Here is a 15,417-nt window from a genome sequence, read left to right on the forward strand (position 1 = left end):
TCGATCGGCTCACGGTCGGCCGCCGCACGGTCGGCCGCCGCACGGTCGGTCAGGTCAGGGTCGGCCGGCTCCCAGTCGGTCAGGTCTCCGTCGGCCGGCGGCAGGCGGTCGTCGGGCCGGGCGGGATCGCCGTGGGTGACGACCAGGCGGCTGTCGTCGCCGGCCAGTGCCCGCTCGAACAGCTCCAGGCCGGTGCCGGTCGGCAGCGGGCTGGTGCCGTGGACACGGGCGGCGCGCTCGGTGACCTCGGCGTCGACCCGCATGCCGCCCTCGGCCCACAGGGGCCAGTCGACCGAGACGCTCCGGCCCGGCCGGCCCGCCAGGTAGTGGTCGACGTAGGCGTTGGCATAGGCGTAGTCGCTCTGACCGGAGTTGCCGACGGCGGCGGAGAGCGAGGAGTAGGCGGCCAGGAAGTCCAGTCCGACGGCGCGGGTCGCCTCGTCGAGGTGGCGGATGCCGGCGATCTTGGGGGCGAGCACCTCGCGGATCTGCTCGGGCCGCTTCCCCAGGAAGATGCCGTCCCTGACCACCCCGGCGCAGTGCACGACCCCGTCGATCCGGCCGTACAGCGCGCGTGCGGCGGCGACCAGTTCACGTACCTGGGCGGGGTCGGTGACGTCGGCGGTCCGGTAGTGCACCTCCGCGCCGTACCGCTGCCACTCCCTCATCCGCCCGAGCAGCGCCTCGCCGGGAGCGGAGCGGCCGGACAGCAGGATGCGGGCGCGGCGGGTGCGGGCGAGGTGCTCGGCCAGCATCGGACCGAGACCGCCGCCCCCGCCGGTGATCAGGTAGACACCGCGTTCGCGCAGCACCGCTTCCCCGGCCGGCGCGGGGCTCTCCACCGGCTGGAAGCGGCGGACCCGGCGGGCCCCGCCCGTGTGCCGGACCTCGCTCTCCGTGGTCGGGTCCGCGGCCTCGGCGAGCAGCAGCGCGGCCAGCTCGGCGGGACCGGCGGCGGCCACCTCGACGGTGCGGACGGTCAGCGCCGGCAGCTCGGCCGTCACGGTACGGCCGAGCGCGGCGACCGCCGCGTACTCCGGCTGCCACCGGTGGGCGAACAGCACCCCGCGCACCCGGGTGGGCCTCCGCTCGCTCGCCGCCGCGCAGGCCGTCCACGCGGCGACCGCGACCCCGGCCGGGTCGGCGGCAGGGCCGCCGAGCCCGGTGGCGTCCAGCAGTGTCCAGGACCGGCCTTCCCGCTCAGGCAGCGCGCTGAGCCGCGTAGCCAGCAGCGCCCGGTCGCCCGGGTCGACCGCGACCACCAGCGCGCCTGTCGCGGCGGCCCGTTCAATCAGCGCGGCGAGCAGCGCCGGGTCGGCGCCGAGCACGGCGAGGTCGGTGGGCACGGTCCGCCCGGAGTGCGCGACCCGCTGCCAGACCGGGCGCAGCAGCCGCGCCCGGTGCGGGCGGGCCGGCTCGGCGGGCGCGATGGCCTCAGCCGCCTGCTGGACGGCAGGGTCGGCGGACCCGGACGTCTGCCGGACGGCCGGGGCGGGTGCGCCGTAGGTCTCCTCCAGGTGGCGGGTGAGCCCGTCCACCGTGGTGTGTTCGAACAGCAGCGTCGGGTAGAGCGTGGAGCCGACGACCTCCTCCAGCTCGTTGCTGATCCGCAGCATGTCGGTGGAGGACAGGCCCATGTCGTAGAAACCGGCCCCGGTGTCGATGGCGCCGGCGCTCTGGTCGAGCATCCGGGCGATCCGCTCGCGCAGCCAGTGCCGGTAGCCGGCGGCGGGCGCGGTGACGGCCTGCGGTTCGGCCGCGGCGGGCTGCGCGCCGGCCGCGTCCGGCAGCAGGTCGCGGATCGACTCGGGGTGGCGGATCCGCTTGCAGGTGAGCCGGTCGAACTCGGCGACGGTGCGGCCCTGACGGTCGTGCAGCGAGAAGGTGCTGCGGAACAGCTCGCCGGACCCGGTGAGTTCCTCGGGCCGCGGTACGTGCACCAGGAACGTGCCGTGCAGCGGGCCGTGCGCGCGGAACCGGTCGATGAACATCGGGATGAACGGCTCGGCGGTGACGGTCTCGCGCTGCCCGTAGGCGACGATGGTCGAGGCGTCCATCTTCGCCGGGTGCAGCAGGAACGCGCGGTCCTCCTCGGTCTCCGGCAGGGCCAGCGAGAGTTCGGCCAGCAGGCGGCCGGGGCCGAGGTGCATCGGGCCGGTGCACTGCATGGCCGCGCCGTGCACGATCTGCCGGGAGCGGGTGTGCTCGTACATCTCCGCCATCGGCCGGGTGCGGTCCACGCCCGCCATCACCGCGGCGGTGTCCAGGTCCGGGACGGCGGCCGGGCCGGCCGGGTGGAGTTCGGCGCGGATGTTCTCCCGCCACTCGCCGTACGGTTCGTCTCCCCGAAGCCAGCGGCTGGTGCCGGTGACCGGGCGGACGCCGTCCACCGGTTCGCCGATCACCACCCGGATCTCCCGGTCGTTGCCCTCGGCGGTGGCGATCGCCTCGGCGAAGACGATGCCGCGCAGCTCGACGGCGGTCGGGTCCAGGCCCCGGGCCGCGAGAATCCGCAGCACGATGTCGAGGAAGGTCACTCCCGGCATCACCGACACCCCGTGGACCCGGTGGTTCTGCATGATGAAGTCGCCGTGCCGCAGCACGAGCCGACAGTCGATGGTGGGGTCGCTCATCGGTGGGTCCTCTCCGGAATGCCAAGGACAGCCCCTGCGGTGGGGGTCGGTTCGAAGCGCAGGGCGAGGATCGAGGCGGCGCGGACCGGCACGGCGGGCACGGGCTCGGCAGGCACTGGCCCGGCAGGCACTGGCCCGGCAGGCACTGGCCCGGCGGGTACGGGCGACGGGGCGCCCTGGCGGTGCTCGGCCGCGGCCTCCAGCCAGAGCCGGCGGCGGGCGAAGACCGGCCGGGGCAGCGGGTGGCGAGTCGGCGGGTGCTCGGCGACGGCCCGCGCGTCGGGCTCGCTGACGATCAGGTGGGCGTTGGTGCCGCCGAGCCCGAAGGCGCTGACGGCGGCAACCCGGGGGCGGCCGGGGTCCGGCCAGTCCCGCAGGACGGTGTTCGGGTAGAACGGGGAGTCGGTGAAGTCGAAGCGCGGGTTGGGGTTCTCGCAGTGCAGGGTCGGCGCGAGCCGGCGGTTCTTCAGCGCCAGTACCGCCTTGACCAGGCCGGCGACACCGGCCGCGCTGAGCAGGTGGCCGATGTTGGACTTGACGCTGCCGATCGCGCAGAAGCCCCGCGCGTCGGTGGTCTCCCGGTAGACGTCGGTGAGCGCCCGCAGTTCGATCGGGTCGCCGATCATCGTGCCGGTACCGTGCGCCTCGACCATGCCGATCCGGTCCGCGGACATTCCCGCGGTGGCGAGCGCCCGGCGGATCGCCTTGGCCTGGGCGACCGGGTTCGGGGTGGTCAGGCCCATGGTGCGGCCGTCGTTGTTGACGGCCACCGCGTCGACCACCGCCAGCACCCGGTCGCCGTCGTCGAGGGCCCGGGCGAGCGGCTTGAGCAGCACCAGGCCGCAGCCCTCGCCGGGAACGAAGCCGTCGGCGTCGCGGTCGAAGGTGGCGCACCGTCCGGTCGGCGAGAGCGCCCGGACGGCGCTGAACTCCAGGTAGGGGCGCTCGTCCAGCAGGATGTCGACGCCGCCGGCGATCGCCAGTTCCGACTCGCCCTCCAGCAGGCTGCGGCAGGCGAGCTGGAGCGCGGCGAGGGCGGAGGAGCAGGCGCTGTCGACGACCAGGTTCGGGCCGTGCAGGTCGAAGTGGTGGGCGACCCGGGCGGCGACGAAGTTCTGGTCGCCGCCGAGCGCTGCCGCGCCGGAGCGCAGACCGATCCGCCGGCCGTAGTCGCCGAGCCGGGCGCCGACGAACACCCCGACGTCGCGGCCCTGCAGTTCCTCGGTCCGGTAACCGGCGTCGGCCAGGCAGTTGACCGTGCCTTCGAGGGCCAGCCGGACCGCTGGGTCGAGGCAGCGGGCCTCTTCCTCGCTCATCCCGAACCACTCGGGGTCGAAGTCCTCGATGCCGTCGACGAACCCGCCCCACCGGCTGATGCTGTTGCCGATCCGGTGTTCGGGCCGGTAGAGCTCCCGGTGGTCCCAGCGGCTCGGCGGGATCTCGGTGATGCAGTCCCGCCCCGCCGCAAGGGCGGCCCAGAAGGCGTCGGGGTCGGGGGCGCCGGGGAACCTGCAATCCAGGCCGATGATCGCGATCCTGCGGTCGGCGGGTGCCAGGCCCGAGGCCGGGAGCGTGACCTGGGCAGGGTCCGGGGCCAGCCGGATGACCGCAGCCGGGGGAACGGCGGACGCGGGTTGGCCGGCTGACGGGACGTCGGCGGCCGCGCGGCCCAGTCCGGCCGCGCGGAGGTAGGCGGCGAGCCGTACGAGGGTGTGGTGCTCGAGCAGCACGGACGGCTCCAGGCTGCTGCCGGTCTGCTCCTCGATCAGCTCGACGAGTTCGCCGAGCATCACCGACTCCACGCCCAGTTCGGCGAAGGGCGCGGTGGCGTCGAGGTCGGCCAGCGGGATCCCCAGTGCTTCGGAGAACAGCGTGAGCAGCCAGTCCGGCGGCGCGTCGAAGGGCGTCGGAACGGCGGTGGCCGCCGGTACGCCGACATGCGCCGCCGGCGCGCGGTTCGCGTGCAGCACAGTCGCCGGGTCGAAGCGGCCGGGCAACGGGAGGACGGGCAGCAGCTGGGCCGGCAGCGTGCCGGTGAGGACCGCTTCGAGCACCCGCAGCCCCTCCTCGACGGTGATCGCGTCCAGCCCGGCGGGCGCGCAGCCGTCCGGCTGGTCGGCGCCCATGCCGGTGCCGAGCCAGGTCGGCCAGTGCACGCTGTGGAAGCGGGTCCTGCCGGTGCGCGTACGGTCGGCGAGGTACTCCAGGTGCGCGTTGGCGGCGGCGTAGTCGATGACTCCCGCGCCGAGGCGGGGCAGCAGGGTGCTCGCGGAGGACATCAGGACGAAGAAGGCGGGCTGGTCGGCGGCGCACAGCCGTGCCAGGAGCTCGGCGCCCGCCGTCTTCGGCTCGAACACCTCGGCGGTGTCCGCGACCGTCTTGTGGACGAAGGAGGGCCGTCCTCGGCTGGGCAGTCCCGCGCAGTGCACGACGCCGTCGATCGGGCCGAGCGAGCTGCGGACCCTGGTGAGGAAGGCGCCGAGGCCCTCCTCGGTGGCGGGCGCCTCACCGTGCAGCATCACCTGCGCACCGGCCCGTTCCAGCGCCTGTACGTTGCGCACCGCCACCGCTTCCCGGTCGGTCAGCTCGGGCGCGGCCCAGCGGTGCCGCGGCGGTAGCGGGTGGGCGGCGGTCAGGGCGAGGCGGCGGGCACCCCGTTCCACGAGGCGGCGGGCGACCTCGGCGCCGATGCCCCGCGTACCACCGGTGACCAGGTAGACCTTGGACGGGTCGGCCGGGAACTCGGCGTGTGCCGGGGCCTGCACCGCTTCCAGCACGGGTGTGAGCCGCTCGCCGGCACGGTGCCTGACCTCGGCGGTGGGCTCGTTGGCCGCCCATTCCACGAGCAGCCGGCGGGCCAGTTCGGCCGGCCCGGCGTCGCTCTCGACGACGGTGGCGCGAACGGTGCGGTACTCCGCGCCGAGCAGCCGCACCACGCCCGCCAGGCGGCGGCCGTCCGCGCCGCCGCGGTCGCGCACCACGTGCACGATCCGCAGCGGGGTGCCGGGGCGGCGGGCCAGCAGGCGCTGCAGGGCGCCGAGCCGGGCCGTCCAGGGGCCGGGGTCGCAGACGGGGCGGTCCAGTTCGCTCAGGTCGAGCCAGCCGGTGAGGTCGGGGTGCCGGTCGGCGAGGCCGTCCAGCAGCGCGACCGCGTCCCGCTCGCCGGTGAATCCGGCGTCGCCGTCGGCGGGTCCGCCCTGGCGGACCGGGATGATCCGGTCACGCCCGAAGGCCTCGGTCACCTGCCGGGCGGTCTCCCGGCTGCGGTCGGTGTAGAGGCAGAGGATCCGTCCGGTCACCGGCTCGGGCCGGGGCTGCTCGGCGCCGCGCCAGCTCTTGGTGAAGAGCAGGGGCTGCCGCCCGTCGGGCTCCTGCACGGGTGGGGCCTCCACGGTCTTCACCGGCTCGGGCCAGTAGCGGCCGCGGGCGAACGGGTAGCTGGGGGCGGCGGCCCAGTGGGGCCGGTCGCCGTTGTGCAGGCGCGACCAGTCGACCCGGCCGCCGGACGTCCAGTGCCGGGCGAGCGAGAGCAGGTCGTGGTAGGTGCCGTCGGCGGGGTACGGTCCGGCGGGGGCGTCGGCCCCCGGCGTGCGGCCGGGGACCACGCCGCCGCTGTCGCCGTCCAGGAAGCTGAGCAGCTTCCCGCGCAGCTCGGCCCGGTCGGCGGCGACGACGGCGAGGCGCTCGCGCAGCGGTTCGCGGCCGGACTGCGCGGTGTGCGCGAGGTCGGCGAACGGCGGCAGCTCCGGCCGGGACAGGAAGTCGGCCCAGCGGCCGGCGAGTTCGGCCAGCCGCTGCTCATCCCTGGCGGACAGCACGAACAGCTGCGGGCCGGCCGGGCGGACCGCCTCGGCGGCCGGCTCCGGCAGGTACTCCTCGACCACCAGGTGGGCGTTGGCCCCGCCCGCGCCGAACGCGCTCAGTCCTGCCCGGCGCGGCGCCGGGGCGCCGTCGGCGGTGCGGCGGACCGGCCACGGCGCGGCCTCGTGCTGGACGGCGAACGGGCTGCGCGCCCAGTCGATGTCGGGGTTGAGCTGCTCGGCGTGCAGCGAGGGCACGAGCCTGCGGTGCCGCAGCTGCAGCAGCACCTTGGTGAGTCCCGCCAGGCCGGCGGCGGCCTCCAGGTGGCCGATGTTGGACTTCACCGAGCCGATCGCACACGTCCCCGCCTCGACCCCGGCGAACGCCCGGGCCAGGCCGTTGATCTCCACGGGGTCGCCGAGCGCGGTGCCGGTGCCGTGCGCCTCCAGATAGCCGATGCTGCTCGGCTCGACGCCCGCGTCGCGCAGCGCCGCGGCCACCAGCTCGCCCTGGACGACCGGGTTCGGCACCATGTAGCCGCTGGTGCGGCCGCCGTGGTTGACGGCGGTGCCGCGGATCACGCCGTGGATCCGGTCACCGTCGGCAATCGCCCGGGCCAGCGGCTTCAGCAGCACCACGCCGACGCCCTCGCCAGGGGTGAAGCCGTCGCCGCCGGCGCCGAAGCTGCGGCAGCGGTGGTCGGTGGACGCCATGCGCAGCCGGTGCTGCTGACGGAACTTGTGCGGGTGCGCGGACAGGTTGACGCCGCCGACCAGCGCGGCCTCGCACTCGCCCTGCCGCAGCGCCCGGACGGCCAGGTGCACGGCCGTCAGGGAGGCCGAGCACATGGTGTCGACGGTCAGGCTGGGGCCGTTCAGGTCCAGGAAGTACGAGACCCGGTTGGCGATCCCGGCGAGCGCGGAGCCGGTGTCGGCGTCCGGGCCGACGAGTGACTGCTCGACGCCGAGGAAGGGGTACTCGTTGTACATCGCGCCCGCGAACACCCCGACCCGTCCGCCGTGCTGCTCGCGCAGCCGGGACCTGGTGTAGCCGGCGTCCTCCAGCGCCTCCCAGGCGACTTCGAGGAAGAGACGTTCCTGCGGGTCCATCAGGACCGCGTCACGCGGCGAGATGGCGAAGAACAGCGGGTCGAACCTGTCGATGCCGTCCAGGAACGCGCCCCACATCAGGTCCACGGGCCAGCCCGGCCGGTGCCGTTCGGCCGGCAGCGGACCGATCGCGTCGTAGCCCTGCTCCAGCAGCTGCCAGAAGCGGTCAAGGTCCGCGGCCTGCGGGTAGCGCCCGGCCAGGCCGACGACGGCGATCGCCGTGTCCTCGGGCCGGTCATCGGCAGGTTCGCGGTGCCCGGCCGCGGTCTGTGTCCTGGCGGGCTGCCAGGGGCCGTCGGCGCGGACGGCGAGTTCGGCGGCGATGCCGGCCAGGTCCTGGTGCTCGAAGAACAGGGTGCGGGAGACCGGCTCGGCGAAGTCCTCGGCGAGGCGGCTGTTCAGCAGCCCGACCACGTACGAGGTGAGGCCGTAGTGCTCCAGCTGCACCCGCGGGTCGAGCCGCTCGACGGGGATGCCGGTCGCCTCGGCGTAGACGGCGAGCACGTACTGCTGGACGGCGTCGGGCACCTCGTCGACGGGCGCGGCCACGGGCGTCGGTACTTCCATGAGTGCGGGCACTTCCCTGGCCGGCAGCGCTCCCACGGGTGCGGGGCGCGCGGGCAGGGTCAGGCGGTACCGCTCCCCCGCGAACACCGTGCCCGGCAGCGGCACCCGGCGGCGGCCGGGCGACCACAGGGTGCGCCAGGCGACGGGTGCGCCGCGCAGCCACCCGGCGGCAGCGGCGTCGGCGTCCGCCGGGACGAGCTCGGCCACCGGACGGCCGGGACCCACCACCGCGTCCGCCAGCGCCGGCGCGGTCCTCCCGGCGGCGAACTCCCGCAGGGCGGTGCGCACTTCGGCCGGGTCGGAGGTCACCACGGCAAGGCGGTGCGGCATGGCGACCCGGCCGTCCTGCAAGGTGAAGGCCAGGTCGGCGAGTGCGGGCGAGGCGCCGTTCTCCAGGTGTGCGGCGAGCCGGTCCGCGGCGAGCCGCAGGCCGTCGGCGGAGCCGGCCGACAGCACCACCGCGTGCCGGCCGGGCGCGCGCCCGTCGGCGGTGGCGCCGGAGCCGGGCCCGCCGTCGGCTGCGGGCCGCGCGGCCCGCAGCACCACGTGGGCGTAGGCACCGGAGGCGCCGACCGCGTTGACCACGGCTCGGCGGGCGGTCGCGGACGACGGCCAGTCGACGAGCTGCTCGGGGACCCGCAGCGGCAGGTCGTCCCAGTCGACGAGGCCGCTGCGCTGCTCGGCTGTGAGCGTCGGGGCGATCCGGCCGTGCTCGAACTGGAGCAGGACCTTGAGCAGTTGGGACAGGCCCGAAGCGGACTCCAGGTGGCCGATGTTCGGCTTCACCGTCCCGGCCAGCACCGGGTTGCCCGCGAACACCGCAGCGAGTGCTTCGAGTTCGGCGGCGTCGGCGACTGCAGCCCCGGCCACCGCGAGTTCGACGTAGTCGACCTGGGCGGGCGTGATCCCGGCGCGGTCGAGGACGGCGCCGAACGAGCCGGCCAGCGCATCCGGGTTGGGCACGCCGAAGCGTCCGCCACCGCCGGAATGGCCGATCCAGGTGGCCTCCAGCACGCCCCGGACCGTGTCGCCGTCCCGGCCGGCCGCCGCCGCGGGGCGCAGCAGGACGGCGGCCACGCCTTCGCCGGGGCACCAGCCGGAGCCGTCGGCGGCGAAGGCCCTGACCGGTCCGCCCTCGGCGAGCAGTCCTGCCTCGGCGAGCAGGGCGAGGTGGTAGGGGTGGGCGACCAGGTTGACCGCGCCGACCACGGCGGCGTCGCACTCGCCGCGCCGCAGTGCCTCGGCGGCGAGATGCAGGGCCGTCAGGGACGAGGAGCAGGCCGTGTCGACGGCGACGCTCGGGCCGTCGAAGCCGAAGTGGTGCGAGATCCGGCCGGGTATGTCCCCGGCCAGGGCCGCGACCCGGGCGGCGGCGTCGGCGTCCCAGGTCTCCTTGCCGCTGTGCTGGTGGTCGTGCCACATGGTGGCGGTGAACACGCCGACCCGGGGCGCGGCCGCGCGCAGCGATTGGGCGGTGTGACCGGCGTCCTCCAGGCAGGTCCACACGGTCTGCAGCAGCAGCCGCAGCTGCGGGTCGAGTGCGGCGGCCTCCACCGGGGCGACCCGGAAGTGCAGGCTGTCGAAGCTGTCGATGTCGGCGAGGAAGCCGCCGTGCAGTCCGGCGGGCAGCCTGCCGTCCTCGGCGACGCCCCGCCCGGCGGGCAGCGGGCCGACGGCGCACTGACCGGTGCGTAGCTGCCGCCAGTACTCCCCCAGGTCCTCGGCGCCGGGGAAGCGCCCGGCCATGCCGACCACCGCGACCTCGGTGGCCTTCGGCTCCGCGGCGGCCGCGGCGGCCGCGGGCTGCTCGGCGAACGGCGGCACCAGATCGGCGGTGCTGGTCCGGTCGACACCGCCGCCCATGAAGGAGTGCAGGAAGACGTGGCCGTCGTCGAGCGCGAACTGGTCCCGGATGTCGTCGAAGGTCAGCGTGCCGACCGGGCAGAGCCCGATGCCGCAGGCCGCCTGACCGGTCATCAGCAGCTGGCCGATGTAACCGGCCTCCAGCATCAGGAAGCGTTCGGCGACCTCCTGGTAGAGCGGAGCGATGCCGCGGGTCTGGCCGATCAGGAAAATCCCGAACGCGGACCCGTCGAACACCGGCCGGTTGTAGTAGAAGTGCACGGCGCGGTCGATCCGCGGCTCGGCGTTGACCAGCTCCAGCGCGTGCCCGCGCGGGTCGTAGTAGTAGATGCCGCCGGCCAGCCCGTCGACGGCGTCCGCCTTGACGTACACGTACGTCTGCACGGAGTAGGTGTCCCCGGCCGACGGGTACAGGCGGCGGGAGCGGCCCTCGACGGGGGTCTCGCGCAGCAGGCCGAGCAGCCGGGTGAGCGCCTCGGCGGACAGCGTGGTGTCCCGGTAGTCGCGACGGCTGCCGCGCCAGTCGTAGTACGCGGGGTGGACCGCCGTCTCCGGCAGCGTGACGCGCCGCGCGCCGGGCTCGGGGCGGCGCAGATTCCACGACGCGGCCTTGAACGCATCCCGCTCCTGCGGCGAGAACATGTCGACGGTCCCGGGACCCCGCTCCGCCTCCGGTACGGCGGGGGCGGCGGCCGGTTCAGGCTGGGCCCGGAGGCCGAGGCGGTCGGCGAGGATCCGGGCGATACCGGCGGCGGTCGGCTCGGAGATCAGCGCCGAGACCGGCACCCGCTGCCGGTACTGCTGACGCAGCCCGGCCGAGACCTGGACCATGGTGAAGGAGGTCGCGCCCTGGTCCCAGAGGTCCTGCGCCGGGTCGACGGTGTCGACGCCGAGGTGGCGGGCGAACATCGCCGCGACCTCCTCGGCGAGCCCCGCCTGGCTCGCGGCTGCGGGTGCGGGGACGGGTGCGGGGACGGGTGCGGGCGCCGGCGGCACCTCTGCGGCGTCCTCGGTGACGGGAGCCGCCGGCGCCGCGGCCGGTGCGGGCTCCAGGGGCCAGGGCAGCGCGTCGCGGTCCAGCTTGCCGTTGGCGGTGGCCGGGAAGGCCGGCAGCAGCGCCACGAAGTTCGGCACCATGTACCCGGGCAGGGCCTCGGCGGTGTGGGCGCGCAGGTCGGCGGCGGTGACGGCGGGGGCGGCCGGGTCGGTGACGACGTAGGCGACGAGTTTGGCGTCGCCGCCCGACGCCTCCTTGTCGCGCAGCACGGCTACGGCCTCCTGCACGGCGGGGTGCGCGCGCAGGCGGTGCTCGACCTCACCGAGCTCGACCCGGTGGCCGCGGATCTTCACCTGGCGGTCGCCGCGCCCGGCGATCTGCAGGTTGCCATCGGGCAGCCAGAGCGCCCGGTCCCCCGTGCGGTACATCCGCTCGCCCGGGGTGCGGACGAACGGGTCGGGCAGGAACAGGCGGGCCGTCAGTTCCGGCTGGTTGCAGAAGCCGACGGCCAGGCACTCGCCGCCGGTGTACAGGTCACCCTCGACGCCGATCGGGCAGGGTTCCAGGTGTTCGTCGAGTACGTAGTGCCGGGTGTTGTCGATCGGCTTGCCGTAGGGGATGCTGCGCCAGCCGGGGTCGACGCCGGCCACCCGGTAGATGTTCGACCAGACCGTGGTCTCGGTCGGCCCGCCCATGGCGATGGTCTCGGCGTTCGGGAACGCCTCGCGGATCGCACCGGGCAGCGACAGCGGGATGAAGTCGCCGGCCAGCGCGACGATCCGCAGGTGCGCGGCGGCGGGGTCGCCGGTGTCGGGTGTGCACAGCGGGGTGAGCTGGTGCAGGGCGGTGGGTGCCGAGTTCCAGATGGTGATCGGCTCGGAGAGCAGGACGTCGAGCAGCAGTTCCGGGTCGCGCTGCTGGGACTCGTCGGCGAGGTAGACGCCCGCGCCGCCGCCGAGCAGGCCGAGCATGTCGAAGACGGAGAGGTCGAAGCTGAGCGAGGTGACGGCGAGTCCGACGTCGGAGGGCCGCAGCTCGAAGGTGCGATGGCAGAAGTTCAGCAGGTTGCGCACCGAGCGGTGGGCGACCTGGACGCCCTTGGGGGTGCCGGTGGAGCCGGAGGTGAAGATGACGTACGCGGTGTCGTCCCGGGTACCGCGGGTCTCCGGGTCGTCCTCCGGGGCGTCGGGCCCGGTGATCGCCGGGTCGCTGTCGGTCCGCAGGGCGGTGACCCCGGCGGGCAGCTCCACGGCGGGGGCGTCGGAGACGGTCAGCACGACGGTGGCGCGGGCGAGTTCGAGCATCGCGGCGACCCGGGCGCCGGGCAGCGCGGGGTCGATCGGCAGGTAGCCGGCGCCGGCCTTGAGGATGCCGTAGACGGCGGCGACCATCTCGGGGGTGCGCCGCATCCGCACGCCGACCAGCTGCTGCGGGCCGATGCCCTCGGCGATCAGGCGGTGGGCGATCCGGTTCGCACGGCGGTTGAGCTCCCCGTAGGTCATGGTGCCGCCGCGCCAGCGCAGCGCCACCGCCTCGGGGGCGCCGGCGGCCTGACGCTGGAAGAGCAGGTGGACGGGGCCGTCGTCGGGCACCGGGACGGTGGTCTCGTTCCAGGTGTACAGCACGGTGTGCCGTTCCTCGGCCGTGAGCCCGCCGGTCGGGGGCTCGGCCCAGGTGACGTCATCGCCGAGCAGCCGCAGGTCGTTCTCGAAGGCGGCGAACATCTCCTCGGCGAGGCCGCCCGGGAAGTCGGCGTCGACGATGTCCCAGCAGTAGCGCAGTTCGTCGCCCTCGGCGACGGCGACGCTGTCCAGGGCACAGCCGGGCGTGCTGGTCAGCCATTCGCCCTGGCGGACGCCGTCCGGCAGCGGCCGGTCGGTGAGGTCGACCAGGGCGGTGTAGACCACCGGGTAGGCGGCGACGCCGCCGCGGAGCACCAGGCGGCGCATCTCGCCGAGGCCGCCGGCGCCGCCCTCGGCGAGGTCGGCGTCGAGGGCGCGGCGGTAGCGGATCGCGGTGGCGGTGAGCGAGAGCCCGGCGGGCGCGGCGGTGACCCAGGTCATGAAGGAGTGCTCGCCGGGGCGGGCGGCCTCGGCGGTCTCCGGCCAGAGCACGACGGGCAGCGCGTAGGGCTGTTCGGTGCGGCTGGAAACCGCGCGGGTGAGCGCGGCGAGCAGCAGGTCGTCGGGGTGCAGACCGTACTCGGCGGCCCGGCGCACCAGTTGGCGGTAGCCGTGGATCCGGCCGGCCAGGCGGGTGCGGCCGCGGCCGGCCGTGTCGGGGTCGCCGGGCGGAGCGAACTGCGGCCCCGCGGGCAGTTCGGCAAGCCGCTCGCGCCAGTAGCGGGCGTGCTCGGCGGCGGCGCCGGCGGGGGCCGGGTCGGATCCAGCCGGTGCGGGCCGGGCGGCCGGGTCGGCGTACAGCCGCCACAGGTCGCGGTAGAGGCGGTGGATGCTCAGGCCGTCGGCGACCAGCAGGTCGAAGGCGCAGTGCACGACGCAGGACCCGCCGTCGTCGCGGGTCACCCGGATGTCGAACAGCGGCCAGCTTCCGAGCGGAAACGCCCGGTTGGTCATCTCCTCGCGGACCGTCGCGCGCAGCTCCGGGTGCGCGGCCGGGTCGCCGGCCTCGATCACCGGAACGGACCACCGCTCGGGACCGTTCGGGCGGACCCGCACTCCGTCGGTGGCGAAAGTGGTGCGCAGCACCGCGTGGCCGTCGACCAGGCGGCGCAGGGCGTCGGCGAGCGCGTCGAGGTCGAGCGCGTCGACCTCGAAGCTCTGGTAGCACTGACAGCCCTCGGCGGGCCCTTCGCCGGGGACCGTGCGGGCGACCATGTACGCCTCCTGGAGGGCGCGGGGAGGCCGCGGGTCCAGGGCCGGTTCGGTACAGGCGGCGGCGAGGGCGTTGCCGAAGGCGGCGAAGGCGGTCTCGACGGCGCCGGGGGCGAACCGGGTGGGGTCGATGTCCCAGCGGTAGCGCAGTGCGCCGTCCTGCTCCCACATCTGGTGGTCGAGGGCGACGTCGGTGGTCTGGCTGACGCCGTACTCGATGGCCGCGCCGAAGCCGCCGGCGACGCCGGGCGGCGGGCCGACGTGGAGCAGGCTGGTGAAGACGACGGCGGGCGCCGGTCGGCCGGTGCGCAGTTCGCGCAGCGCCTCGATGCCGGAGACCATGCCGTGCCGCAGGTGTTCGCCGAGCCGGGCGTGCACCGCGGCCGCCTGCTCGTCGAGGGTCTCGTCGGCCTCGCGCTCCAGGATCATCACCGCGGTCGAGGTGAACGGGCCGACCAGGTGGAGGGTTTCGGCGGGCAGGTAGGGGCGGCTGCTGGTGGTGACCACCAGGGCGGTGCGCTGCTGCGGGTGCCTCCGGTCCAGCGCCTCGGCGAAGACGGCGAGCACCAGGTCGGTCGGCGAGACGCCGAGCCGGGCGGCCCGCGCGGTCAGCGCCTGCCACTGGGCGGCGGGGACCTCGGCGTCCAGCGGGCGGCGTTCGCGGCAGCCGCCGGCGGGGGCGGGCACGGAGACCGGGGCGACCAGCCCGGGCCCGGCGGGAAGCTCGGCCAGTTCGGCGGCCCAGTAGGCGAGGTCCGCGCGGTGGGCGTCCGTACCGCGTTGGGCGAGCAGGGCGGGCAGCAGTTCGGCGACGGACGGTCCGGCCGCGGGCAGCGGCTGCTCGGGGCGGTGGTAGCGCTGATGCCACTGCTGGAGCAGCACCGCGTAGCCGTGGCCGTCGGTGATCAGGGTGTCCAGGCTGAGGTGGACGATGTCGGGGCCGGTTCCGGTGCGGGTGACCTCGACGGCGAACAGCGGCCATTGGCCGGGCCGGTAGCAGGAGTGCGAGAGACGGGCGCGGACGGTGCCGCGGTCCTCGGCTCCGCCGGGTCCGTGCACGGGCAGCCGCCAGTCGTCGGCTGCCGCCCGTATGTGCTGCCGCCCGTCCTCGTCGACGACGGCGCGGAGCATGCCGTGGTGGTCGATCAGGTCCTGCCATGCCTGCCGCAGCCGGTCGGGGTCGAGGCCGGGGACGGCGAACTCGCGGTAGAGGTGGCAGCCGACCGCCTCACCGCCGAGGTCGCTGTACTTGGCGACCAGGTAGGACTGCTGGAGGTCGGTGACCGGGAACGGCTCCCGCCCGTCGGAGTGGACCTCGGCGGCCGGCCGCGGGGCGGTTCCTGCCTCTGGTCGTGTGGCGGTCCCGGCGGTCTCCGCCGCCACCCTCGCGATCAGCTCGTCGAGGGTGGCGGCGCCGAGCCAGGCCGGCGGCAGGTCGAGGCCGAACTCACGCCGCACACCGGCCCACAGCCGGGTCAGCGCCAGTGAGGTGAGGCCCCAGTCGGTCAGTCCGCCCGGCGGCAGTGGGTCCGCTTCGTCGGGGCGTACCTCGGCCAGCATCCGGTGCAGGATCTGGACAGCCGTCATCCCGGTCTCGTTGCTCGTTTCCACGT

The 15,417-nt window shown here is 75.2% G+C and carries 2 protein-coding genes (1 of these 2 running past the window's edge); both read right to left on the reverse strand.

Annotation, left to right across the window (positions count from 1 at the left end; all coding sequences use genetic code 11):
• Positions 1 to 2,633 carry the beginning of an SDR family NAD(P)-dependent oxidoreductase gene (locus ACGH7X_RS05520; RefSeq protein ID WP_399882189.1) on the reverse strand. 19,012 nt of this gene lie to the left of the window's left edge, so only the first 2,633 of its 21,645 coding nucleotides appear in the window; its start codon is at positions 2,631 to 2,633; its stop codon lies off the left edge, out of view.
• Positions 2,630 to 15,391 carry an amino acid adenylation domain-containing protein gene (locus ACGH7X_RS05525; protein WP_399882190.1) on the reverse strand — a complete coding sequence of 4,254 codons (12,762 nt, stop codon included), beginning with the start codon at positions 15,389 to 15,391 and terminating at the stop codon, positions 2,630 to 2,632. Before ACGH7X_RS05525 ends, ACGH7X_RS05520 begins: the two co-directional genes overlap by 4 nt.
• Positions 15,392 to 15,417: the final 26 nt, after the last annotated feature.

Source organism: Streptomyces sp. BBFR51 (assembly GCF_044591655.1).
GTDB lineage: Bacteria > Actinomycetota > Actinomycetes > Streptomycetales > Streptomycetaceae > Streptomyces.